This window comes from Sphingomonas abaci, from assembly GCF_014199625.1.
GTDB lineage: Bacteria > Pseudomonadota > Alphaproteobacteria > Sphingomonadales > Sphingomonadaceae > Sphingomonas > Sphingomonas abaci.
The window spans coordinates 1-21,958 of sequence record NZ_JACHNY010000018.1; the positions used below are offsets into that span (position 1 = coordinate 1).

The 21,958-nt window shown below is 65.0% G+C and carries 25 protein-coding genes; 19 read left to right on the forward strand and 6 right to left on the reverse strand.

Going from position 1 to position 21,958, the window contains the following annotated elements:
• Positions 1–105 precede the first annotated feature (105 nt).
• The 10 genes from GGQ96_RS19810 (at position 106) to GGQ96_RS19855 (ending at position 7,928) form a co-directional block, all read left to right on the forward strand.
• Positions 106–888: a Mu transposase C-terminal domain-containing protein gene (locus tag GGQ96_RS19810; RefSeq protein WP_184117022.1), complete on the forward strand. Its 783-nt coding sequence runs from the start codon at positions 106–108 to the stop codon at positions 886–888.
• Complete coding sequence (locus GGQ96_RS19815) at positions 885–1,814, forward strand: TniB family NTP-binding protein (protein ID WP_093067995.1); 930 nt, start codon at positions 885–887, stop codon at positions 1,812–1,814. Before GGQ96_RS19810 ends, GGQ96_RS19815 begins: the two co-directional genes overlap by 4 nt.
• Before the next feature lie 3 nt (positions 1,815–1,817).
• Complete coding sequence (locus GGQ96_RS19820; RefSeq protein ID WP_093067992.1) at positions 1,818–3,026, forward strand: TniQ family protein; 1,209 nt, start codon at positions 1,818–1,820, stop codon at positions 3,024–3,026.
• Between the two features lie 115 nt (positions 3,027–3,141).
• Positions 3,142–3,411: an HU family DNA-binding protein gene (locus tag GGQ96_RS19825; protein WP_093067990.1), complete on the forward strand. Its 270-nt coding sequence runs from the start codon at positions 3,142–3,144 to the stop codon at positions 3,409–3,411.
• 6 nt (positions 3,412–3,417) lie between these two features.
• Entirely contained in the window at positions 3,418–4,281 is an 864-nt protein-coding gene (locus GGQ96_RS19830) for a S1 family peptidase (RefSeq protein ID WP_225883566.1), read from the forward strand.
• Between the two features lie 59 nt (positions 4,282–4,340).
• Positions 4,341–4,511 carry a hypothetical protein gene (locus tag GGQ96_RS19835; RefSeq protein WP_225883565.1) on the forward strand — a complete coding sequence of 57 codons (171 nt, stop codon included), beginning with the start codon at positions 4,341–4,343 and terminating at the stop codon, positions 4,509–4,511.
• Between the two features lies 1 nt (position 4,512).
• Entirely contained in the window at positions 4,513–5,148 is a 636-nt protein-coding gene (locus GGQ96_RS19840; RefSeq protein WP_093067984.1) for a hypothetical protein, read from the forward strand.
• Positions 5,149–5,620: 472 nt separating this feature from the next.
• Positions 5,621–6,052: a DUF892 family protein gene (locus tag GGQ96_RS19845; RefSeq protein ID WP_203234444.1), complete on the forward strand. Its 432-nt coding sequence runs from the start codon at positions 5,621–5,623 to the stop codon at positions 6,050–6,052.
• Positions 6,053–6,120: 68 nt separating this feature from the next.
• Positions 6,121–7,107 carry an aldo/keto reductase gene (locus tag GGQ96_RS19850; protein WP_030541330.1) on the forward strand — a complete coding sequence of 329 codons (987 nt, stop codon included), beginning with the start codon at positions 6,121–6,123 and terminating at the stop codon, positions 7,105–7,107.
• Complete coding sequence (locus GGQ96_RS19855; protein WP_018251271.1) at positions 7,104–7,928, forward strand: SDR family NAD(P)-dependent oxidoreductase; 825 nt, start codon at positions 7,104–7,106, stop codon at positions 7,926–7,928. Before GGQ96_RS19850 ends, GGQ96_RS19855 begins: the two co-directional genes overlap by 4 nt.
• 147 nt (positions 7,929–8,075) lie before the next feature.
• Here the strand turns inward: GGQ96_RS19855 and GGQ96_RS19860 are convergent, their stop codons facing one another.
• The 4 genes from GGQ96_RS19860 to GGQ96_RS19875 form a co-directional block, all read right to left on the reverse strand.
• A complete protein-coding gene (locus tag GGQ96_RS19860; RefSeq protein ID WP_237751636.1) occupies positions 8,076–8,753 on the reverse strand; it encodes a sigma-70 family RNA polymerase sigma factor in 678 nt (225 codons plus the stop codon).
• A 162-nt stretch (positions 8,754–8,915) separates the two neighbouring features.
• Positions 8,916–10,514 (reverse strand): ABC1 kinase family protein, encoded by a 1,599-nt coding sequence (locus tag GGQ96_RS19865; protein ID WP_018251273.1) that lies wholly within the window; start codon positions 10,512–10,514, stop codon positions 8,916–8,918.
• The gene (locus tag GGQ96_RS19870) at positions 10,514–11,191 is read right to left on the reverse strand and encodes a TetR/AcrR family transcriptional regulator (protein ID WP_145147061.1); all 678 of its coding nucleotides are present in this window, start codon (positions 11,189–11,191) and stop codon (positions 10,514–10,516) included. The genes GGQ96_RS19865 and GGQ96_RS19870 overlap by 1 nt, the downstream gene beginning before the upstream one ends.
• A 123-nt stretch (positions 11,192–11,314) precedes the next feature.
• On the reverse strand, positions 11,315–12,259 hold the full coding sequence (locus GGQ96_RS19875) for an MlaD family protein (protein WP_184117023.1): 945 nt from the start codon (positions 12,257–12,259) through the stop codon (positions 11,315–11,317).
• 268 nt (positions 12,260–12,527) lie between these two features.
• On the opposite strand from GGQ96_RS19875, the gene GGQ96_RS21890 reads away from it, so the two are divergent.
• The 6 genes from GGQ96_RS21890 to GGQ96_RS19905 are packed head-to-tail and all read left to right on the forward strand — an operon-like array spanning position 12,528 to position 17,949.
• Positions 12,528–12,791, forward strand: coding sequence for a PaaI family thioesterase (locus GGQ96_RS21890; protein ID WP_350027542.1), 264 nt, complete (start codon positions 12,528–12,530; stop codon positions 12,789–12,791).
• Positions 12,788–13,192, forward strand: a complete 405-nt coding sequence (locus GGQ96_RS19885) for a PaaI family thioesterase (protein WP_018251277.1) — start codon at positions 12,788–12,790, stop codon at positions 13,190–13,192. Before GGQ96_RS21890 ends, GGQ96_RS19885 begins: the two co-directional genes overlap by 4 nt.
• A 33-nt stretch (positions 13,193–13,225) precedes the next feature.
• Positions 13,226–14,464, forward strand: coding sequence for an HlyD family secretion protein (locus GGQ96_RS19890; protein WP_018251278.1), 1,239 nt, complete (start codon positions 13,226–13,228; stop codon positions 14,462–14,464).
• Positions 14,464–15,990 carry a DHA2 family efflux MFS transporter permease subunit gene (locus tag GGQ96_RS19895; protein WP_018251279.1) on the forward strand — a complete coding sequence of 509 codons (1,527 nt, stop codon included), beginning with the start codon at positions 14,464–14,466 and terminating at the stop codon, positions 15,988–15,990. The genes GGQ96_RS19890 and GGQ96_RS19895 overlap by 1 nt, the downstream gene beginning before the upstream one ends.
• Positions 15,990–17,417 (forward strand): efflux transporter outer membrane subunit, encoded by a 1,428-nt coding sequence (locus GGQ96_RS19900; RefSeq protein ID WP_184117024.1) that lies wholly within the window; start codon positions 15,990–15,992, stop codon positions 17,415–17,417. The genes GGQ96_RS19895 and GGQ96_RS19900 overlap by 1 nt, the downstream gene beginning before the upstream one ends.
• Positions 17,398–17,949: a MarR family winged helix-turn-helix transcriptional regulator gene (locus tag GGQ96_RS19905; RefSeq protein WP_374297650.1), complete on the forward strand. Its 552-nt coding sequence runs from the start codon at positions 17,398–17,400 to the stop codon at positions 17,947–17,949. Before GGQ96_RS19900 ends, GGQ96_RS19905 begins: the two co-directional genes overlap by 20 nt.
• 66 nt (positions 17,950–18,015) lie before the next feature.
• Here GGQ96_RS19905 and GGQ96_RS19910 read toward each other — a convergent pair whose 3' ends face one another.
• Positions 18,016–18,585, reverse strand: a complete 570-nt coding sequence (locus GGQ96_RS19910) for a DUF4142 domain-containing protein (protein WP_018251282.1) — start codon at positions 18,583–18,585, stop codon at positions 18,016–18,018.
• Between the two features lie 258 nt (positions 18,586–18,843).
• Between GGQ96_RS19910 and GGQ96_RS19915 the strand changes: the two genes are divergently transcribed.
• Positions 18,844–20,301, forward strand: a complete 1,458-nt coding sequence (locus GGQ96_RS19915; protein ID WP_298090532.1) for a DUF4403 family protein — start codon at positions 18,844–18,846, stop codon at positions 20,299–20,301.
• Positions 20,302–20,408: 107 nt separating this feature from the next.
• On the opposite strand, the gene GGQ96_RS19920 is transcribed toward GGQ96_RS19915, so the two are convergent.
• Positions 20,409–21,065 carry a recombinase family protein gene (locus tag GGQ96_RS19920; protein ID WP_018251285.1) on the reverse strand — a complete coding sequence of 219 codons (657 nt, stop codon included), beginning with the start codon at positions 21,063–21,065 and terminating at the stop codon, positions 20,409–20,411.
• Positions 21,066–21,298: 233 nt separating this feature from the next.
• On the opposite strand from GGQ96_RS19920, the gene GGQ96_RS19925 reads away from it, so the two are divergent.
• The gene (locus tag GGQ96_RS19925) at positions 21,299–21,547 is read left to right on the forward strand and encodes an AbrB/MazE/SpoVT family DNA-binding domain-containing protein (RefSeq protein ID WP_018251286.1); all 249 of its coding nucleotides are present in this window, start codon (positions 21,299–21,301) and stop codon (positions 21,545–21,547) included.
• A complete protein-coding gene (locus GGQ96_RS19930) occupies positions 21,540–21,938 on the forward strand; it encodes a type II toxin-antitoxin system VapC family toxin (RefSeq protein WP_093068112.1) in 399 nt (132 codons plus the stop codon). Before GGQ96_RS19925 ends, GGQ96_RS19930 begins: the two co-directional genes overlap by 8 nt.
• Positions 21,939–21,958: the final 20 nt, after the last annotated feature.

The following is a 21,958-nucleotide window of genomic DNA, read 5'->3' on the forward strand; positions in this document are numbered from 1 at the left end:
CGCGCGCACCTCAGGTGAAAACTTGTTCGTCGTCTTGCTCGTCATAGCCCCTTCCTCTCAGGAGTTGGGGCCTCCGACAAACCCGGCGCGGTTCAGATCGGGACGATGATGGGCGCCGTCCACCTGTTGCCCGGCACCACTTTTTCCAACGTCGCCGAGCGCGGCGACTACCAGGCCGAAGGTAAGGCGTGCATGACGCTGGCGGAGATCGAGGCCTGGCTCGCCGGGGAAATTATCGGGCCGTACCACGCAGATATTCACCGCGGGCTCGGCATCCCGCCTGCGACCGCTTGGGACGAAGCGGTTGAGCGACGGACGGAACTCATGCGGCTGCCCGCTGATCCGGCCGCGTTCCTGTTCGACTTTCTGCCCTGCGAGGTGCGGGCGGTCACGCGCGAAGGGATCGAGCTGTTCAATACCCACTATTGGGATGATGCGTTGTCCTGCCATTACACCCGACCCGGCGGCAAGCTGCCCGTCCGGTGGGACCCGCGCGACCTTTCACGGATCTGGCTCGAGCTGCCGGACGGTGACCATCTTGAGGTGCCGTACCGCGACCTTCGCCGGCCAGCGATCACCCGCTGGGAGCAGCTGGAGGCGCAGCGTACCCTGCGCGAGCGGGGCCGCGGGGCTGTCAACGAGCAGCTCATCTTTGACGCTGTCGAGACGCAGCGCTTCATCGTCGCCGAGGCTGCCCGCAAGACTAAGGCGGCCCGGCTCGCCATGCAGCGCACCGCGACGGCGCTCGCGGACGCTCAACGCGTCCGCGCGGCCAAGCACTCTGATCTGCCAAAGCGTGCCCAGCCGGCGCCTGTGTCTGGCCAATGCCCGCCACCCGCGCCTCCACTGGGCGACCTTCCGTTCTTGGTCGACGAGAAGAGAGGATGACCAAATTCGCGCATCTGGCGGAAGGCTACCGCGACCAGGCGCTCTGGCCGGACGATGAGCGTGTCGCATGGATACGCAAGGATCGCTGGGTCGGTTTTCCGAAGGCGGAGAAGGTCCGGTCGATGCTGGGCGAGTTGCTGGCGCACCCGCCTCGCACCCGCATGCCCTGCCTTCTCGTCTTCGGGCAAACAGGGATGGGCAAATCGCATATCGTCGAGCGGTTCGCGGACGAAAACCCGCGCACCTTCGATGACAGAACGGGGCTGGCGACCGTCCCGGTCGTCGCCGTGCAGCTGCCGCCGGAGCCGACCGAGGGCGAGTTCTACGACGAGATCCTGGCCGCGCTGGGTGCGGGCTTCGCTGGTGGGTCCGATCTCGGACGCGCCCGGCAGCTTACGCGCCGGTTGATGGGGCAGGTCGGCGCGCGCATGCTGTTACTTGACGAGATCAACCATATGCTGGCCTGCACACCGCGCCAGCAACGCATTTTCCTGAACACGATCCGCTACTTCGCCAACGACCTGCGAATGCCATTGGTCTGCACGGGCAACCACGAGGCGAGGGCGGCGCTCTTGACGGACGCAGCGCTCGCCGATCGCTTCGATGCGATCGAGCTCGTGCGCTGGCGAGATGACGAAGCCTTTCGGCTGCTCTTGGTGACGCTGGCCGCCATCCTGCCGCTCCGAAATCCGTCGCCGCTCGCCGAGGACTTGTTCAGGGCCAGGCTGCTGGAGCTGACCGACGGGAATACCGGCCGTATTTTCCGGCTTGTTGAGAACCTCGCCGTTCGGGCGATCCGGCGGGGCGCGGAGATGATCGGTCCCGAAGACTTGGACGCCGATGATCTTGTCCTTCCCAGCGTCACCATGAAGGAGATCGCGAAACGACGAGGGCGGCCAGGGTCGGGCGCGGTGGGCACTGCATGAGCGATGGTAGTCGACGCATCCCCGCTGCCGGTCGCCCCGCGTCCGCATCCGGACGAGCTGATCTCGTCCTGGCTGGGCAGAACTGCGGCGGTCTACGACATGGAAGTGGAGGGGTTGCGTGCCAGCCTGCTGCGGAACGGCGACGTCGCTCCTGGCGGCGTGGACGTCGAACTCGATTCCGGCGAGCGGGATCGTATCGCTGAGGCGTTCGCATTGGCTCCGGAATGCGTGGCCGCGCTGGAACTCCGACGGGCTTGGCCGAACCTTGCCGTGGATTGGCTGCGCTGCACCGATCGGGCCAGACATGCCCTGGACCCTCTGCACTCTTGCTGGTGTCCCACTTGCCTTGAAGAAGGTCGAAAGGCAGGCGGGGCTTACCTTGATCGCGACACAGCTCTGCCGCTGGTCCTCTGTCATCGTCATTTGCGGTGGCGGTATGAAGGCTGCCGCAGCTGCGTGCCCACTCGCGGGCCGACCTTTGTGCACATCAACGGCGCGACCGAACTGATCTGCCCCGACTGCCGCAAGCTCCTTCACACCATTGTCCATCGTGTCCCCGCCAGCGAGTGGGCCAGCGACGATCGGCGCGGCGCCCGACAGTTCGAGATGCTGCTGGCATTTGAGAAATGCTTGCGAGCCGCCTGGCTCGGCCATCCGTCGCACTGGTTCGGGGTAGGCGAGGTCCAGCCGTCCGAGTTCCTGGCTCTGCTCGACGATCTGACAAAGGCGCTGCTCGCGCGCAATCTGGACCAAACCAGCTTGATCAACCGATATCAAAGCGAGTTCATCGGCGCTGTTCCGCATCACCGGCCTCGCAATTGGGCGGACGCTTCCTTCCCCAAGCTTTCACCGAGAATGAGGGCCAAGGTACTGTGCGCGGTGATCGCAATCATCTCGCGCGAGGAGATTAGCGTGCTGTTCTCCCTTTGGTACTGGACTAGGTCGTCGGGTTCCGAAGTCAAGACCCAGAAGCTCGAGTGGTTATTCGAGAACGCCACGACACGCGTGCAGGCCATGCTGATCCGAGGCAGCGAGCGGTGGCCGGCAGCCCTGCGGGAACGCATGCGCGTCCTGCATGAAGCATCAGGGATCGACGTCGATGATGTACTTGCACGCTTTGAGGCGATCCGGGCGGAGCTCGGCTTCACCAGCCTGATCAGGCGCCCCGGAGATCCAGGTTGGCGCGGCAGTCTGGCGGACCTTCCTGCCTGAGGACTCACGGCTGAAGCGGGACGGCGATCCCGGTCGGCAACGGGCGGAGCGACGGTTTGCCGCGGGTGGCTTCGCCGCTATGACATCGGCTCGGCAAACAGGGGAAGCGGACAGCATGAACACCAAGGATCTCGCCAAGCAGGTCGCCGACCAGCTCGGCACGACGGAGAAGCAGGCGCGCGAACTGCTCGACGCGGCGCTGAACGCGATCGGCCAGGCAGCCGCGGCGGGTGACGAGATCAACCTGCCGGGTTTCGGCAAGTTCAAGGTGAAGAGCATGAGCGAGCGCAGCGGCCGCAATCCGGCCACGGGCGAGGCGATCACGATCGCGCCGTCGAAGAAGCTGACGTTTACGCCGGCCAAGGCGCTGAAGGATAGGCTCTGAGCGTTCGTGGCCGAGCGCAATCGAAGGCCTGCTTCGAAACCGGTCGATCTGAAGGAGGCGCTCGAGCGCGTGCCCTGGGCGTCGCGCGGGCGTGACACGCCAATCTCCCGCCTCGCACGATCAATCGTACCCGTCGGTAACAAGGCGGGCGTGCCTAAGGGCGACCTCGCGCTCCATATCGCGATCCAGGATCCCGTCCATGAGGACTGGGTCATGGACATTCAGGGCACCGCCTTTCAGGTCGGGCGCGGCAAGCTCTACACCTGCTGGCACGTCGTGGAAGCGCTCCGCTTAAAGGAGCATGAAGCGTACCTCTGGGCGAACAGCCGGCTGAACGGCGTAGAGGCGCAACGGCCGTACCCGTTCGCGGCCGTCATGCGCTACTATGACCAACGATTCGAGAATGGCGGACCGGGGATCGACGCCGGCATCCTGATCTGTCCTGCGACCGAGAGCGAGGAGGCCCCCTACAACGTGCCGCCGGTTACCTGGGGCGACTCGACCAAGGTCGGGGTAGGCGACCGGGTGCTGATCGGCGGTTTCCCACTCGGCAAGGCGATGTTTTTCTCGAACGCGACCAACCGCGGGCTGGTCCAACCCTCCTTTTTCGAAGGGATCGTCAGCGCAGTAATCCCGGCGATACAGCGCGGTGAGACGCGACTGTTCCAGATCAGCTCGGTGGCGCTTGGCGGCATCAGCGGTGGCGTGGTGTGTGACTCGAGGACGGGTGCGGTGCTCGGCATGGTAACGAGCGGGCTCACCGCGGGCGAGATCAGCCTGCCGATCACCTACGCGATTCCCAGCGAGGTGCTCCGGCCCTTTGCCGATGCAATCAGCTTCGATGTCGGCGATGGGGAACGATGGCGCTAGTCGGGCCGGCGCCATGGACGCCGCTTGCGCGGCGGGGAGGGGAGGCGCATATTACCGTCATGGCGACCAGGTCCGACACGATCACCACCAAGGGCAGCAAGCCGGGCGTGCTCGGGCGCAGCGCAGCGACGGGCCGTTACGTTCTGGCGCCGGTGGCGACCAAAAAGGCGACCGTCTCCGACCAGCGTATCGCCGCGGCAGTGAAGAGCGTTTTGGCCAAGAAGAAGTAGCTTGCCGGCCGTCCAGACGTCGACGGACGACGTCTTCATCAATTGTCCCTTCGACGACGCGTTCGCGCCGACGTTCCGGGCGCTGATCTTTGCCATCCTCGTCTGCGGCTTTCGCCCGCGCTCGGCGCGCGAGCTAGATGACGGTGGCCAGACCCGGATCGACAAGATTTTTGCGCTGATCGAACAGTGCCGCTACGGCATCCATGACCTGTCGCGCACCGAGCTGGACGCGGTTAACAACCTGCCGCGCTTCAACATGCCGCTCGAACTCGGGCTGTTCCTTGGCGCCAAGCGGTACGGCGGCAAACATCAGAAAGCCAAGCGTGTCCTGATCCTCGACGTCGAGCAGTTCCGCTACCAGCGTTTCATCTCCGATCTGGCCGGCATGGACATCCACGAGCATGGCGGCGACCCGGCTCGGGCGCTCCGCGAGGCGCGTGATTGGCTCGCCAACGTGTCGCGCCGCGAGTTGCCGAGCGCCGACCGCGTGCAGCGCGTCTATGAGGCGTTTCTGGCCGATTTGCCCGATTTGGCGGCCGTGCTAGAGTTCGACCCCGATCGGATTCCGTATGTCGACTTCGAGCGGATCGTCGGGCGATGGCTGATCGAAGCGCCCGCGGCGATCGGGGCCGCGTGAGACACCTAAAAAGCCGTTACGCTTCCGGTCCGATAACATAGATTATGTTAAGCATCTGAGCGATATTTTCCGCGGGCTCCCGTCACTGCAGCGCCTCCGTCCAATCACTTCAGCCTGGAGCCACCGTCAGCATGCTCCTGTCGGGAAGGCTCTCAAGAAGGTCCGCTTCGGCTCGGTTCGGACCGCTTACGACGCTATTCACGCCTGCAACGCCGGTCCGAGCTTCCCGCATGCCTGCCCTGCCGCGCTGGTTCACGCAGCCCGCTCCTGCAAGCCGCAGGAGGTGCAGGCCGGGAGGTCGGCCATGAGCTCCAAACATTGATTGCGCTCTGATCGAGGAAGGACCGACGGAACAGAACGGAGCGACGAGATTAGAATCCCTCACCGTGCCTGAACGAGGCACGGCAGGACGAGGACGAACCTGATGAACGAGAACAACCTGAAGAAGCTGGTCGCGCAAGGATTGTCCGCGATGCGGGCCGGCAGCGACGTCGCCGCCAAGGCGACCGACGAGATCAACAACGACGCGCGCCACCCGGCGCTGCGATCCGCGCTCGAAGAGGGCAACCGGACTTCCCGCCAATGGGCGGACCGCATCCGTCGCGCCGCCGAGCAGGCGGGCCCGGCCGATCAGCAGGACAACCCTGTGCTCGAAGCGCATTACGAGGTGAGCCGCAGGATCCGCGAAGCGGCACCGGACGATGCCTCACGCGACCTCGGCATCATCGCCAGCGGGCAGCTCGCGCTTCATTACTGGATCGCTTCGTTCGGGACCATGGCCAATTACTGCCGGCAGACCGGCATGGACGATGCGGCGCGCGACATGAAGGCGTGCGCGGACGAGGCCAAGCAGGCCGACGAAAAGCACAGCCAGCTCGCCGAGCAGTTGCTGTCTGAAGGCTGAACCGGTGCCGGCCCGCCTTGCTACCGACGACTGGCCAACCGGCATGATCTTACAACAGGAGATAATTGGTGCTTGAGCAACGAAAGCTGGGCGACGGGCTGCGCGTATCTGCGCTGGGCCTCGGTTGCATGGGCATGTCCGAATTCTATGGGCAGGCCGACGAAGCCGAGGCGGTCGCGACCATTCAGCGCGCGATCGATCTCGGCGTGACGTTTCTGGACACCGCCGACATGTACGGGGTAGGCCGTAACGAGGAGTTGGTCGGGCGTGCGATCCGCGATCGCCGCGACGCGGTGGTTCTCGCCACCAAGTTCGGCAACGTTCGCGGCGAGGACGGCACCTTCAAGGGCGTGTGCGGGCGCCCGGATTACGTCCGCTCCGCCTGCGAGGCGAGCCTGCGACGGCTCGGCGTCGAGACGATCGACCTCTACTATCAGCACCGCGTCGACCCCGACACGCCGATCGAGGACACGGTGGGCGCGATGGCCGGGCTGGTCCGCGAGGGCAAGGTGCGCCACCTCGGCCTCTCCGAAGCGGCGCCCGCCACGGTCAGGCGCGCGCACGCCGTGCATCCGATCGCGGCGCTGCAGACCGAATATTCGCTGTGGAGCCGCGATCCCGAGGGCGAGATCCTCGACACGGTGCGCGAGCTCGGCATCGGCTTCGTGCCGTACAGCCCGCTCGGCCGCGGTTTCCTGACCGGCGCGATCCGGCGGGTGGAGGATCTCGCGCCTGACGACTATCGCCGGCACAGCCCCCGCTTCCAGGGCGAGAACTTCCAGCGCAATCTCGATCTCGTCGCGGCGGTCGAGGCGATGTCGCGGGAGAAGGGCTGCACCCCTTCCCAGCTGGCGCTCGCCTGGGTGCTGGCGCAGGGCGAAGACATCGTGCCGATCCCGGGCACCAAGCGCCGCGGCTACCTGGAGGAGAATGTCGGCGCGCTCGACGTGACGCTCACCCGAGGCGAACTGGAGCGGCTCGACCGCGCGGCGCCGAAGGGGGCAACGGCGGGCGAGCGCTACGCCGCGCCGCAGATGCAGGCGCTGAACCGATGAGCGGGAGCGACGGACACGGCCTTGCCGGCCGCGTCGCGATCGTGACGGGCGGCGGTCGCGGGCTGGGCCGCGCGATGACGCTCGGGCTGGCGCAGGCCGGCGTGCGGGTCGTCGCCACCGCCGCGCGCGAACTCGCCGAGGTCGAAGCGGTCGCACGGGAGGCAGAGCGGGCATGCGGCGACGATCGGGTGCGGCCGCTGCTCGCCGACGTGACGCGGGTGGAGGATTGTGCCGCAGTCGTGCGCGCGGCGCTCGTGCGCTTCGGCCGGCTCGACATCCTGGTCAACAATGCCGGGCGCGGCATGAAGTATGTGAGCGACACCTTCCTGACAGAACCGACCCGGTTTTGGGAGGTCGCCCCCGACACTTGGCGCATGGTGACCGACACCAACGTCAACGGCCCGTTCCTGATGGCGCGCGCCGCCGTCCCCGCCATGCTGGAGGCGGGATGGGGCCGAATCGTCAACATCTCGATGAACCGCGAGACGATGCGACGGCGCGGCTTCTCGCCCTACGGCCCGTCCAAGGCGGCGCTGGAATCGGAGACCGCGATCTGGGCGCAGGACCTTGCGGACAGCGGCATCACGGTGAACGCGCTCCTGCCGGGGGGCGCGACGCTGACCGGCATGATTCCCGAAGGACTGCCGGATAGTGCACGCGACGGACTGCTGTCGCCCGAGATCGTGGTGCCGCCCTTGCTCTGGCTCTGCTCTGACGCTGCCGCGGCGGTGACGGGTAAGCGCCTGGATGCCCGGCGGTGGATGGGAGAGCAGCCCGGAAGTCAGCGCACAACTGACACGCTGGAGGATGTAGGCTGTTAGGGCAGACCACAGGACATATCCGCTCGGCCAGCCGTGGTCTCTTCGTCCTTTTGTGCGATATCCCTAGCGACAGGTCTTCTGCTAACCGAGACGGTAAAGGACCTGAAATTGGCCGCACGAAGCCGGGATCAAGAGATCCCGGCCCACTCAGCCTACCAAACAGCGGTCGGCCGCACGCTTCGTCCGCCAGCTTTGCAGCAGCTCGATCTGTCTCTCGTGCACCTCGTCGATAACTGGTGGCTCGGCCTGACAGGTTGCACCGGCCGCCACGACCTGAGATTCCGTTTTGTATCCCTTATCGCTGTTCATGTGATCTAGGAGTGCGCGCAGCATCTGCCGCCCTCTTACCACGCGGCTCTTGATTGTGCCGACGGGAACCTGCTCGATTGTGGCTGTCTCCTCATAGCTCAATCCCTCGATCCCGATGAAATTGATGCACCGCTGCTGCTCAGGCGTCAGGCGCGGCCATAGACGGCGAACATCGCTCAGCGTCACAACGGATTCCTGGTTCGACGCCACCGGAATGTCGGCGAGTTCGGCGGTCTCGCTAACTTGTACCGTGCCTCGACGGCGTACCTGCGAAAGAAATGAGTTGCGAAGGATCCGGAAGGTCCACGCCTTCATATTTGTACCGGCTTCGAAGGATGCGCGGCTGCGCCAGGCTTTCAGCACGGTTTCCTGAACAAGGTCCTGTGCAGTATCGGGATTCCTGGCCAGCGATCGCGCATAGCGCGCCAGACTAGGCATAAGCGCGCTGAGCTCGGCACCGAAGTCCGACCAGCCCTCAGATGGCAGATGCGGCTCGTCAACCGTTTGTTCGGACACGCGGAACCCCTCGCTCAATCGAACCGGTCAGCTGCTTTGGTACCAACCGGTTTACTTTCGGAAAACGCCAAGCCGATTGGTTCGTTCCGCTCGTCGGAGATGAAATATCAGTAGCGAAACAATCGCGCGCGACTGGGTACATGAAAGGCTGACAACAAGAGGTCAGCGCCGCTGCCTGTTCGCGTACCAAGCGCAGCCGGCAAGGAGTATCGCAGAAGCCATCAGGATTGCTCCAACAACATCATGGTCGTGCTGGAGGATCGCGCCGGCGACCAGCAGGCCGGCGGACAGGACGTTGGGATCTGCGCCCCGGGGCAATGCCGGTGGTGAGGAGACGGCACCTTTCTGCAACTCGATCGGCAGCGCACCCGACCGCGCAACCCGCTCGGCGAAGGCCACCAGCTCGGGCGAGGCGGCGGCCAGACGGCCAAGGCTTGTCGCCAGCCGGCGTCCGCCACGCTTGAGGCCGGCCGGGCCGATCCGCTCCCGCAGCAGTTCGCGCGCGATCGGTGCGGCGCGCGCGGTGATGTCAAAGCCGGGATCGAGCCGTCGCACGAACCCTTCGGCGATCAGCAAGGTGCGCAGCAGCAGGGCGAGGTCCGGCGGCAGCGCCAGACGATAGGTTCGAAGCAGCGCGAACACGCGGCCGAAGATGTCGGCGAGCTCGATCTGCTGGAGTACCGCCCCGCGGAACTGGCCGATCAGCGCGTCGAGGTCGCGGGTCAGCGCCTGGCGATCGACATCGGTCTCGCCCGACCATTGCAGCAGTACGTCCGTCACCGATCGTGTGTCCTCACCCGCGATGGCAAGGACGAGCGTGACAACCTCGTTCCGCCGGGCGGGACTGAGCACGCCGACCGCCCCGAAGTCGATGAACGCCAACGACCCGTCGGCCAGAACAAAGACGTTGCCGGGATGGGGGTCCGCGTGGAACCGACCGTTGAAGATGATCATCCGCAGCACCGCATCGGCATATCTGCCGGCGACGTCAGCACCGCCCTCACCCGCCACGTCAAGAACCTCGCGGACGGGCATGCCGTCAAGCCGCTCCTGCACGTTGATCCGGCGGCCGACCTGATCCCAGTAGAAGGCCGGCGTCCGGACGCCGAGCGGCTGCAGGAACGCGCCGATGCTCTCGCAGGCTGCCGCTTCTGCGCTGAGGTCCATTTCCTGCGACAAGCTCTCCGCGAAAAACCGCAGCAGTTCGTCGGGCTTGAGGCGGCGGATCTCCGGTGAGTGCCGGGCCGCGAGCCGCGCGATGCGGCGGAGCAGCCGTAGGTCGGCATCGACGCGTTCCGCGATCCCCGGCCGGCGTACCTTGACCACGACCTCGGTCCCGTCGCGCAAGGTTGCAGCATGAACCTGCGCAATCGACGCCGCCGCGATCGGCTCGCGGTTGAAGTTCGCGAACACATCAGCGATCGGGGAGCCGAGCGCGGCCAGGATCGTCGGCTCCAGCGCCTCGAACGGCAGCGGGGTCACGCGATCCTGCAGCGTCGACAGCGCCCGCACCCATTCCGGCCCGAGCAGGTCTTCGCGGGTGGCGAGCACCTGCCCCAGCTTGACCGCGACAGGTCCAAGGTCTCGCAGCAGCGCGACGACCCGCTCGGGCGTACCGAGGTCTACCGGCTGCTCTGAGCGACCGGGCAGCAGGCCCAGGCGCGAGGCGAGCCCGTTCAGCCCATGGCGCCCCATGATCTGGATGAGCTCGGCCAGCCGCGCGCGCTCACCGATTTGAGACTCGTCGTCGGTGGTGGGCATCACGCGCTGCAACCATCCTCCTGCCGCGGGCGGCAGCCATCGAGGAACAGGTCGATGCCGCGCGAAATGCGATCCCGCGCTGCCTCGTCGTATGCTGGAGGAGACAGCCCCAGCGCTGCGCGGCGCATGGGTGCGACCACGACGAGCGTGACGAACTGCTCGGCAGCGAACACGGGGTCCGCCAGCGACAGTTCTCCCTTCGCATCGGCGTGGGCGAGGATCGACGCCACCCATTGGACGGCCCGCTGGTAACCGAAGTCATGGATGTTCGCCGCTAGCGCGGGAAAGCGCACGGCTTGCGCGATGACGACGCGTTCCATGGACGCGATCCGGGGCGTCAGGAGCCACTCGAGCAACCGATCTGCGATCACGCCAAGTCGCGATCCAATGTCGGGTTCGTCGCTGCCCGACGGTTCGAGCGCCCGCAGCTGCGTGTCGATCTCGTCGAGAATGACCGCCTCGAACACACGCGCCTTGCTGCCAAAGCGCGCGTACAGGGTCCGCTTGGAAATGCGCGCCTGTTCGGCGATCATGTCGGCACTGGCGCCGTCGAACCCGTGTTCGAAAAACAGCTCGCGAGCGCTCTTGAGGATGTGCGAGGTCAGGCGGAGCGCATCCTCAGTGGTCGGTCTGCCCATTTTCCTCGGACGCCGACGTTTCTTTTCGTCATCGCTCAATCTCGTTCTCCTGGATCGAGAGTAGCGCGATCCGGACCGGTTGGCGAGAAATCAAACGGAGACGGTCGGTTGCTCACCCGCCAGCGAGATCTCAGCCAATGGCTGTCCTTGTATCGCGGCCGATCACTGCCGTGGCCTCGGCTTGTAGATGGGAAGGGACGGAGCCCCCACGCCCAGTCCCTCCTGATCGATGCGAACGGCCGCATCCCTGACAGCACCGACCTTGTTCCTCGCTGAACGAACCGTTTCACGCAGTTGGGCCTGTTTGGCGGCCGTGCCGCGTATCGTGGGTCGAATAGCCTCTAGCCGAGCCGTGAATCGATCGGCACCGTCTCGGGCTCTCAACAATGTTCGGTTCGCTCTCGCGAGGACGGTCGCGCGGCGTTCGTCCGCTGCCGCTCTCAGTTGTTGGGCGCTGTCGCCGGATCGCTGCAAGGCGTCTCCCACGGCAATCACGCGGCCGCGCGCACCGGTGAGAGCATCGGACGCTGCTCCGGCTTTGTCAGCCCAACCAGCGGAACTCTCCGCGAGCGCCGCCAGCCGATCGCTGGCCCGCTGCTGCTGAGCGGCGTCGAGGTTGCGCGAGACAGAGTCCACGGTGCGGCTGATCTTCTCGACCAGTGCGACGGGGTCCCCTCCGCCGCCAAGGAGCCCGCCTTCCTTGGCGGGAATGACGGGAAGCTCGGTGTCGCTCGCCGCAACGATCGGGGGCGCACCAGATGTAGCGCCGTCGAGGCTGATGTTCGCGGTGCCGGCCAGTGCCGATCTTGCGATCGACGCTTTTACGCCTGCGACGATGGGGATCCGCGGGTCAAGGCTGACGGTGACGAGAACCGCTGACGGGTCATCCTTATCGAACCGTATCGATGTGACATGACCGGCCGGTACGCCCGAGAAGGTCACCGGCGACCCCTTCTCCAGGCCGGCAACGCTCCCGGTGAAGCGGATCATATAGGGATTGCCGTCTCCATCGCGTGCATCAAACAGCCACAGGGTGAAGATCAGGAGCGTGCCAAGCAGAAAGCCGGTCACTACGAGCACCAGGAATTTGTTCGACCGCGTTTCCATGCGAGACCATAACCATTAAGAAGCAGGACCATATATGTAAACCGTACCGTTTCCCAGGTGGCTGGAGCAAAGGCGGCCTTTTAAGCTGGCAAGGCCTGATCAGGACGAGGATGGAATCGTGGCTGGAGACTGGAGCCTGCAACCAGGCGACATACCGTGGGGCAACAGGCTTGGCCTGGAGTTGGTTTCGATCGGCGATGGCCTCAGCTCGCTACGTGTCGGTTGGCGTGAGGAGCTGGCCGACGAGGACGAGACTTTAGCAACGGGCGTGTTGACGAGCCTTATCGATCAGGCCTGCGGCGTTGCCGTAATGTCCCGACTGGGAAGGCGATTGGCAATCTCGACCCTCAACCTGAAGGTGGACCATGTGCGGTCCCCCGAGGCGAGATGCTCCGCGACAGCGTGGGCGCATTGTTACGACGCTACCGAGCGCCGTGCGTTCGTACGGACCGAAGTCTGGGATACCGATCCTTCTCACCTGATCGCGACTGCCCAAGGCGTCTTTTCGATCAATCGGGCTGTCGGGCCATGACCGGCTTCGCGCAGCTGCTAGGCTCCATGATTTCAGAGAGCGGTGACGCCTTTGTTTTGACGCCAGTGGAGTACATGATCGGCAGCCCTCTCCTTCCCGCCTTGCATGGCGGAGCTGTGGCATCCTTTCTCGAAGTGGCAGCGAAGCGTGCCCTTGCACGCAAACTTCCGCCCGGGCACTTCCCGAAGCTCATCAGCGTGAACCTCCAGTTCCTTGCCTCTGCTCGGCTGGATGCACTTGTCACGACGCCGAAGGTCAGGCGTGTCGGACGTCGGATCGCAGTCGTTCACGCCGAAGCATTCCGCCGCGAAGATCCAGCGGCTGTTTGTTTCGCGCAGCTTGAGTTTGCTGTGCACGAGCCCATCAGAGTGGGTGGCAGTGCCGATCGCCACATACTATGATACGGTCCGGTTTACATACGTTAGGGTTGCTGAGTGGCTGACGAGCATGCTGAAGATCGAGGCGGCGATGCGCCGCATGACGACCGGAATGCGCATTCCCAGCCAGAAGCTAGGTCGAAGGACGGTGTCGAGGAGAACGACGGCGTAAAGAAGCCCTCGCTTCTCGAGCGCTATCCGATCATCCGCTACGTCCTCATCGCCGCGCTCGTTGCGGGCATCGTCGCGGCGGTCGTCTGGTACATGAACTACCGCGCGAGCGGCCAATACCTGCAGTCGACCAACAACGCCTATGTGCGCGCGGACTTCGTGACCGTTTCACCGAAGGTGGGCGGCTATGTCGAGCGTGTCCTCGTCGCCGACAACCAGCCTGTCCGCCGCGGCCAGCTGCTCGCCGTCCTCGATCCTCGTGACTACCGCGCCAATGTCGAACAGGCGCAAGCTCAGATTGCCGCGGCCGGCGCCAACATCACGACCGCGCGCCGGACGCTTGACGAGCAGCAGGCCACTGTCGCTCAGGCCGCCGCCCAGGTTGCGAGCGCCGAGGCTGCCGCGGCAGCGGCAGAAAACGAGGTAAGACGTTACGAACCGCTCACTCGGACAGGGGCGGAATCGCGCGAGCGCCTCGCCAACCTCGTCCTGCAGCGTGATCGAGCCGCCGCGGAGCTGCGCGCGCAGCGCGCCGCCTACCTCGCCGCCCGTCGCAGTGTCGCCACACAAGCGGCTCGCATCGGCCAGGCGGAGGCGCAGCGCGGCACCGCGCAGGCGCAGCTTGCGCGCGCCTCGACGGACCTCGGCGCCGTCGAGATCCGCAGCAGCATCGACGGCGTTGTTGCCGACAAGGCGGTCCGGGCCGGGCAATATGTCCAGCCTGCGACCCGGCTGATGTCGGTGGTGCCGGTTGATCAACTCTACATCGAGGCCAATTTCAAGGAGACCCAGGTCGCGCTGATGCGCGTCGGGCAACCCGTGACCATCAAGGTGGATGCACTGGACGGCGCCGAACTGCGCGGCCGGGTTGCGAGCTTCTCGCCAGGCACGGGCGCGCAGTTCTCGCTCATCCCGCCCGAGAACGCGACCGGGAACTTTACCAAGATCGTTCAGCGAGTGCCCGTGCGGATCAGCATTGAAGCGGGGCCGGAGGCGCGCCGGGTGTTGCGTCCCGGCCTGTCGGTCGAGGTTACGGTCGACACGATCAGCGCAAAAGGAAGTCGTGACCGGATCGAACAGGAAACCGAGCGGCTTAAGCACGACGAGACGCAGGGCGGGCGCTGATGGCGGCCGAACGCGCCGGCCTGCGCGACTGGCTCGCCGTCGCAGCGGGCACGATCGGGTCGTTCATGGCGCTGCTCGACATCTCGATCGTCAATGCGGCCTTGCCCACCATCCAGGGCGAGATCGGCGCGAGCGGAACGGAGGGCACCTGGGTCGCGACCGCCTATCTCGTGGCGGAAATCGTCATGATCCCGCTTAGCCCCTTCCTCGTGCGTCTGTTCGGTCTGCGCAACTTCCTTCTGGGTGCGGCGATCAGCTTCACCGGCTTCTCGATCATGTGCGGCATCTCGACGACGTTGCCGATGATGATCGCCGGGCGTGTAGGGCAAGGCTTCACCGGCGGTGCGCTGATCCCGACCGCGATGACCATCATCGCGACACGGCTGCCGCCATCGCAACAGCCGATCGGCACCGCCGCGTTCGGCGGCACCGCGATCCTCGGTCCGGTGCTCGGGCCGATCATCGGCGGCTGGCTCACCGACAATTACAGCTGGCACTACGCCTTCTTCCTGAACGTGCCGGTTTGTGCCGGGCTCGTCCTGCTCCTGCTGTTCGGGCTCAAGCATGAGCGTCTGCGGCTCGACCAGCTGCGCCATGCCGACTGGTTCGGGATCGCAGGGCTCGCAATCGGCCTGGGTGCGCTCACCGTCATGCTCGAGGAGGGGCAGCGCGAGATGTGGTTCGAATCCGCCATGATCGTGAAACTCGCGATCGCCACGGTCTTCGGCTTCGCGCTCATCACGATCGGACAGGTCCGCTCCGCGCATCCGGTGCTCAAGCTGTCACTGATCTTCAGCCGCTCCTTCGGCAGCGTATTCGTCCTCAGCCTCATCATCGGCGTCGTGCTCTACGGGGTCACCTTCCTCATCCCCCAGTTTCTCTCGTCGATGGCGGATTACAGCGCGCTGCAATCGGGCAAGGTGGTCTTCGTCTCCGGCATCCCCGCCCTGATGCTGATGCCGTTCCTGCCGCTCGCGTTCAAATATCTCGACGTCCGGCTGGCGGTCTTTGTCGGCATGACGCTGATCGGCGTCAGCTGCGCGATGGACTGGCATCTCACCGCGCGGTCGGCCGGTGGGGACCTGACGAACTCTCAGCTCGTGCGCGGCTTTGGGCAGATCTTCGCCATGATGTTCCTCAACCAGGCCGCGATCAGCGCCGTGGCGCCCGAAGACGCAGGCGATGCGTCCGCGCTGTTCAACGCGGGGCGAAACCTTGGCGGATCGATCGGCCTGGCGCTGATGGCGACCCTCCAGGACCGGCAGACCTTTCTGCATTTCAACCGGCTGGGCGAAACGGTGTCGGCCAACGCGGCGACCACGCAGGAATGGTTCGCTAAAGCCATGGTCATGCCGTCCGGCGAAGCCGGCGCGTATCGGCAGCTCGCCGGTCAACTTCTCGAACAGGCTACCGTCATGGCCTATAACGACCTGTTTTTTGCGCTGGGCGTCGCGATCGCGATCACGACGCCGCTGGCGCTGTTCCTCCGCCCGATCTCCTCCGACACGCAGATGGCGATGCACTGATGAAGCGACTTGGCTGGGCCATTCTCCCCGCACTCCTGACTGGATGCGTCGTCGGCCCCAACTATGGAGGCCCGCCGGGCGTTGCGAGCGGGGAGCGCGCCGGGTCGACATTTCGCCGCGCGGATCAGGCCGTCACGTCACCGCAGACCCCTGTCGCACGCTGGTGGGAAGGCATGGGCGACGCGCAGCTCACGATGCTGATCGACCGGGCGCTTGCCTCTAATCCGGACGTGGCGATCGCCGAGGCGCGCATCCGCAAGGCGCGCGCCAGCTTGCGCGAACAGCGCGCGAACCAGCTTCCCACCGTCTCGGGGTCAGGGACTGCGATCGTCGCCGATCTTCCCGCCGGCTCGCTCGCGCTGCCGACGCAAGGCGAGCAATCCGATCGTACCAGGGCCGAGTTCTATAATGCCGGCCTGGACGCATCGTGGGAGATCGATCTGTTCGGCGCGCGACGCCGCGCTGCCGAAGGTGCCGAGGCCCAGGCTCAGGCGGCCGAAGCCAATAAAGCTGATGCGCAGGTTCGTCTGTCGGCGGAGGTTGCCCAGAATTATGTGACTCTGCGCGAACTTCAGCAGCGCCTGATCCTGGCTCGCCGCTCCGCGCAGCTTCAACAGCGATCACTCGCCCTGCTTCAACAGCGCGAACAACGCGGTGCATCGTCGCGCGACGAGGTGGTTCGGCTGAAGACCGAGCTGACCCGCACGGAGGCCGGGCTGTTGCCGCTCGAGGGACAGATCGCGACCACGCTCGACCAGCTTGCCCTGCTCACCGGCGACGAGCCCGGAACACACGATGCCTTGCTGTCCACTCCTGCCCCGATCCCGATGATCCCAGGAACTGTCGCGATCGGCGACCCGGCCGCGATGCTGCGACGCCGGCCTGACATTCGCGCAGCCGAGCGGCAGCTGGCGGCATCGAACGCGCAGATCGGGGTCAACGTCGCCCGGCAGTTCCCATCGGTCAGCATTATGGGGATCATCGGGCTCGGTGGTCCCAATATCGCCGATGTGGTTGATCCTGACAGCGTCGCGGGCCTGCTCCTGCCGCGGATCAGCTGGAGCTTTCTCGACTTCGGCCGTAATCGTGCCCGGGTCGAGCAGGCGCGGGCTGACCGAGACGAGGCGGAAGCACAATACCGCAAGGCGGTTCTCGGCGCGCTGTCTGATGCTGAAACCAGCCTGACCCGCTTCGGCAATCAGCGCCGTAACCTGTTTTCGTCTGTCGCGAGCCGTAACGGTGCCAGACAGTCAGCGACCTATGCCGGGCAGCGATATGCACAGGGAGCGATACCGCTGACCACGTCCATCGATGCCGAACGCGCGGCGCTGGCTGCCGACCAGTCAGTGCTGGAAGCGACCGGCGAACTTGATCGTGCCTTTATCGCCCTCCAAAAGGCGATGGGACTTGGATGGAGCCAGCAGTGACAGTCTTGCAGCGATGCGAGGGGAGGGCACCGACCGCGTGACGGCTCCGCTTCTGCCGCCTCCTGCCCAGTATCTGCGTGATGACGCGATCAGGGGAGGAATGGATCTGATGTTCTTTGCCCACAGATCCCATCTGGCGCATGCCGACGCCGAGCTGGCAACGCGTACCCTCGGACGGGCGCATCACCGCGCCCTGTACTTCCTCGGCAGGTACCCGGAAATCTCAGTCAGCGAACTACTGGACGTTCTCTGCGTCACAAAGCAATCGCTCGGCAGGGTAATGCGGGATTTGATAGACCGCGGGCTAGTCTGCGGACGTGTCGGGGAGCGCGATCGACGGCAGAAGCTGCTGTCGCTCACCGACGAGGGACGTGCGCTCGAGCACGCGCTGTTCGAGGAGCTCAGGCGTAACATGGCGAACGCGTATCAGGCGGCAGGAGAGACAGCCGTCACGGGCTACTGGATCGTAATGCAGCATCTCATGCGCGGTGAAGCACGGGACCAGTTCCGCAGGCTGCACTCCCGTCAATAATCGCCATAAACAGGTACCGGACCAGGTCTAAAGGGGGCTTCATCGACCTGGCCCGGTGGGTATCACCTATCCTGCAAGCCCGGAGGGAGTAAGCGACTTGCCGGTGGTGAGCTCGTTTTCCAGCACCGGGACCGCGGTGCCGGCGACCTGCTGCAGCGCCGGGTCGGTCCCGTCCTGCGCGTAACCCTTGTGCACGGCCCAGGCGGCCTGCTGAACCTGCGCGGACTGCGTCAGATACAGATTGTCAAAGGCGCTCTTGGGCGCCTTCTGGAGCAGCTTGAGGAGGGCAGCGCGGTCGGCGGACAGGTTCGAGGGCGGCGCCTTGATCGTGCGCTGATCATTCTTCAGCGCTGCCAGCAGCGCCTTGTGGCTGCTCTGCGTTTCCGCCAGCACGCGCTTTGCGTAGGCCTTGACGTCGTCCCGCTGCGCGCGCGTCGCGGCGAGCTGCGCGGCCTTGATCTGGTAGAGGTTGGCGTCGGCCGCGGCGAGCACGTAATTAGGGCCGCTCTGGCCCGAGATCGGCGAGACGCCGACGTCGGCGCTGGTCATCGTTCCCGAAGTGGCGGGCGAAACGGCCTGCGCCAACACCGTAACCGGCGCCAGGGTGAGCAGCGCAGCGACAATCGCAATCTTCATAGAGGGCCTCCGTTGGTGTTGTCAGGCATTGACCGAAATCAACCGGCCGAACGATAAAGAAACGGAACGGTTCCCTTTTGCGAAACTGATTTGGCAAACCTATGGGATGGTGGCCGCTCGGACGGCTGGAGGTGCGCGGCGATGAAGAACACGACCGCTCGGGCAACCGTCTCAACGCCGAGTCGGTCGATAGCTGAAGCGGCAGGCCAGATTGCCGGGGCTTTTTTTCGCGAGAACGAACTCTCGAGTGTCTCGATCGTGTCCGCCCTGCTCTGCGTTGCATGCCTTAGTGGCTGCGACCGGACTCCTCGCGAGGCGCCTCCGCGAGCGACGGACACCATCAGCGTGCCCCCGCAGACTTCTACCATGGATGTCCCGATTGTTGCAGACATGGACAAGCTGGCGGCAAGCCTCGAACAGGCGGTTCCGCGTCGCCTCTGGTCGATCGACAAGCCGGGGCAGACCTGCCTCCCGCCGAAAAAGGTCAAGATCCTCTTCGCGAAGATCAAGACGCCCGCGATCCAGTGCCGCATCACCGGCACCGTCGTCCGAGGGCCGCTGGTGCTGGAGGGCTCGGGCAAAACGATCATTGTCACCATGCCGCTTCACGCCGCGATCAGCGCCCGCGACGTGGGCGGCGTGCTCAGCCGGGAAACGGCGGAGGCGGACGCCCGCGTCCGGGCCGTGGTCAGGCTCGACATCGCCCGCGACTGGTCGCCGCGCGCAACGGTGTCGATCGCCTACGACTGGACCGACGAGCCGCACGTCGACTTCCTCGGCCAGCGAATCGAGTTCACCAGCAAGGCCGACGCCAAGCTCGCCGGCGTCGTCGAGCGCCTGGAGCGCTCGCTGCCGCAGGAGCTCGGCAGATTGCAGCTGCGCGAGCAGATCGCGCAGGTCTGGGGGTCGGCGTTCACCTCCGTCCAACTGAACCGGGCGAACCCGCCGGTGTGGATGCGGATCACGCCCCGGCAGTTGAGCTACGGAGGCTACACCATTTCGCGCAACCGGGTGAACCTGGCGCTAGGGATGACGGCGGGGACGGAGACTTTTGTCGGCGATCGGCCGCCTGATCCGCAGCGCCGGCCGCTCCCCGACATGACGCGCACGCAGCCCGGACCCGGCCGCATCCTGTTCGCCATCCCCGTCATCGCCGACTATCCTCAGCTGGAGCCTGTGCTCGCCAAGGCATTGGCGAAGCGTTCCCGCCGGCCCTTCGAAGTGCCTGGTGTCGGGGCCGTGCGCGCGCAGTTTCACCAGGTGACCGTCTACGGCACCACGGGTGACAAGATCGCGGTCGGGCTTCGCTTCAGTGCGGCAGCCGAAGGTGGGGAGCCTGCGCAAGGCACGATCTGGCTTACCGCCACGCCGCGGAACGCCGTCAACGATCGCCGTGTAGCGTTCGACGATCTCACTGTCGCCGGTGTGGCCGACTCGGTCGGGACAAGCCTGCTCCTGAAGCTCGCCAACACTCCCGGCATATCAGGCACTGTGTCAGCCGCGCTGACCCAGAACTTCGAAAAGGATTTCGACAAGCTAATCGGCAAGATCACCCGTGCGATCGACGAAAAGCGGATTGGCGACATAATCGTGCGTGCCCGTGTGACGGACGTGCGGACGGGCCAGTTGAAGGCGGCGGGGCAAGGCGTCTACCTACCGGTATGGGGGCGCGGCACGGCCACGATTAGCCTTGCGCCAGTACGGGCCAGAAATTGAGATCTCGCTGCAGCCTTCACGGCTGCTTGACCGTCCCAGCGGCAACGCTGCCGCCTCTTTCCATCCTAGCAGAATTATTCAGAGGTCGAATTGAGTCCGGCTCTATCTCACGGTATCGTCGGACACGCATCGCTCTGCTTGGTCGCCCGGTGGAGGGCTGTAACGCGCTTGACTTGTGCGATGCTGCAGCCCGCTAGCGCCGCCGTTTTCGCTATGCTCATCCCTGCCTCACGAAGTGAGACAATGCGGCGATGATGGGCCAAGTCTGGTTTTCGACCGGTATAGCGTCCCTCCCGCTTGGCGATCGCTATGCCCTCCCGCTGCCGCTCGCGGCGCAGTTCGTAATCATCGCGAGCGGTCTGAAGCGCAACCCTCAACAACATGTCTTGAACGGCCTCTAGGACGATGCGCGTCACCCCGCCATTGTCCTCAGCAAGATCGGTAAGGTCCACAATTCCTGGTACGGCTAGCCTCGCTCCCTTGTCGCGGATAGCGGTGACGAGCCTCTCCGCCTCAGCCAACGGCAGGCGGCTGATCCGATCGATCTTTTCGGCGATAACGACTTCGCCCATTTGCAGGTCGGCTATCATGCGAAGCAACTCGGGCCGGTCAGGACGCGCGCCGGAAGCCTTCTCGCGATAAACAGCTGCGACATAATACCCCGCGGTACGCGAGGACACGACCATCGCCTCTTGGCGTTCAAGATCCTGCTCATCGGTGCTGACGCGCAGGTACACGCGAGCAGCGCGGACGGTCGTACTCATGTTGGCTCCGTTGGGTACACCCTTGTGAGCCAGTCATGCAGCAATCGGCTCAGAACGGCAACTACCGGTCCTACGTAGCCTAGCTAAGCGGACCGGGTCTAAGTAGCTGCCCCATTATCGATGAACGCTATTTCGGTGATCGGCCGTGCATTAATCCCTGCCTTCACGCTGGCGTCCGACTTTGCTCTCCGGTACAAGGTCTTGGACGGGTTGTATCAGCGGGTTTGGTGCAGATGGAAGCACAGAGGGTCAAGATCGTGGACGGTGGTAAGCTCGTGATCCCGGCGGCAATGCGCCGTGAGCTCGGGATCACCACGGGTGACACCGTCCTCGTCGATGTGGACGATGGCGAGCTGCGGGTACGTTCCGTACCTAAGGCACTTGAGCGTGCTCGCGCGATCCTGCGCAAGTATGTGCCCGAAGGCGTCGGCTTGGCTGACGAGCTGATCGCGGAGCGTCGGCGTGAGGCGGAGCGTGAGTAGCAAAGTCGTACTCGACGCCTCCGCCCTGCTCTGCCTTCTAAACGATGAACCCGGGGCGGATCGGATAATCGACGTCCTGACCCGCAGCATCATCGGAACAGCCAACCTCGCGGAGGTCGTTTCCAAGCTACGGGACCGAGGATTGCCGCTCGACGAGGTACGTGAGGCACTTGGCGGGCTGCATCTCGATGTCCGGCCGCTCACTCCTGCCCAGGCGCTCATAGTAGGCGACCTTCGGCCAGCGACGAAGGCGCTCGGTCTGTCCCTCGGCGATCGGGCATGCCTTGCCTTGGCGATCGACCTGCAAGCTGAGATGCTTACAACGGACGAGCCACTTGCGAGCGCCGATGTAGGCATCACCATCACCAACGTGCGCCCCTTGGCAGAGTAGTCGCACATTCGTGCTTTTAG

What these genes read in the sequence shown, in the direction of transcription:
- GGQ96_RS19810 (WP_184117022.1), top strand. Translation starts at nt 106, where the DNA reads ATGATGGGCGCCGTCCACCTGTTGCCCGGCACCACTTTTTCCAACGTC.
- GGQ96_RS19815 (WP_093067995.1), top strand. Translation starts at nt 885, where the DNA reads ATGACCAAATTCGCGCATCTGGCGGAAGGCTACCGCGACCAGGCGCTC.
- GGQ96_RS19820 (WP_093067992.1), top strand. Translation starts at nt 1,818, where the DNA reads ATGGTAGTCGACGCATCCCCGCTGCCGGTCGCCCCGCGTCCGCATCCG.
- GGQ96_RS19825 (WP_093067990.1), top strand. Translation starts at nt 3,142, where the DNA reads ATGAACACCAAGGATCTCGCCAAGCAGGTCGCCGACCAGCTCGGCACG.
- GGQ96_RS19835 (WP_225883565.1), top strand. Translation starts at nt 4,341, where the DNA reads ATGGCGACCAGGTCCGACACGATCACCACCAAGGGCAGCAAGCCGGGC.
- GGQ96_RS19845 (WP_203234444.1), top strand. Translation starts at nt 5,621, where the DNA reads ATGCGGGCCGGCAGCGACGTCGCCGCCAAGGCGACCGACGAGATCAAC.
- GGQ96_RS19855 (WP_018251271.1), top strand. Translation starts at nt 7,104, where the DNA reads ATGAGCGGGAGCGACGGACACGGCCTTGCCGGCCGCGTCGCGATCGTG.
- GGQ96_RS19865 (WP_018251273.1), bottom strand. Translation starts at nt 10,514, where the DNA reads ATGCCCACCACCGACGACGAGTCTCAAATCGGTGAGCGCGCGCGGCTG.
- GGQ96_RS19875 (WP_184117023.1), bottom strand. Translation starts at nt 12,259, where the DNA reads ATGGAAACGCGGTCGAACAAATTCCTGGTGCTCGTAGTGACCGGCTTT.
- GGQ96_RS19885 (WP_018251277.1), top strand. Translation starts at nt 12,788, where the DNA reads ATGACCGGCTTCGCGCAGCTGCTAGGCTCCATGATTTCAGAGAGCGGT.
- GGQ96_RS19895 (WP_018251279.1), top strand. Translation starts at nt 14,464, where the DNA reads ATGGCGGCCGAACGCGCCGGCCTGCGCGACTGGCTCGCCGTCGCAGCG.
- GGQ96_RS19900 (WP_184117024.1), top strand. Translation starts at nt 15,990, where the DNA reads ATGAAGCGACTTGGCTGGGCCATTCTCCCCGCACTCCTGACTGGATGC.
- GGQ96_RS19910 (WP_018251282.1), bottom strand. Translation starts at nt 18,585, where the DNA reads ATGAAGATTGCGATTGTCGCTGCGCTGCTCACCCTGGCGCCGGTTACG.
- GGQ96_RS19920 (WP_018251285.1), bottom strand. Translation starts at nt 21,065, where the DNA reads ATGAGTACGACCGTCCGCGCTGCTCGCGTGTACCTGCGCGTCAGCACC.
- GGQ96_RS19925 (WP_018251286.1), top strand. Translation starts at nt 21,299, where the DNA reads ATGGAAGCACAGAGGGTCAAGATCGTGGACGGTGGTAAGCTCGTGATC.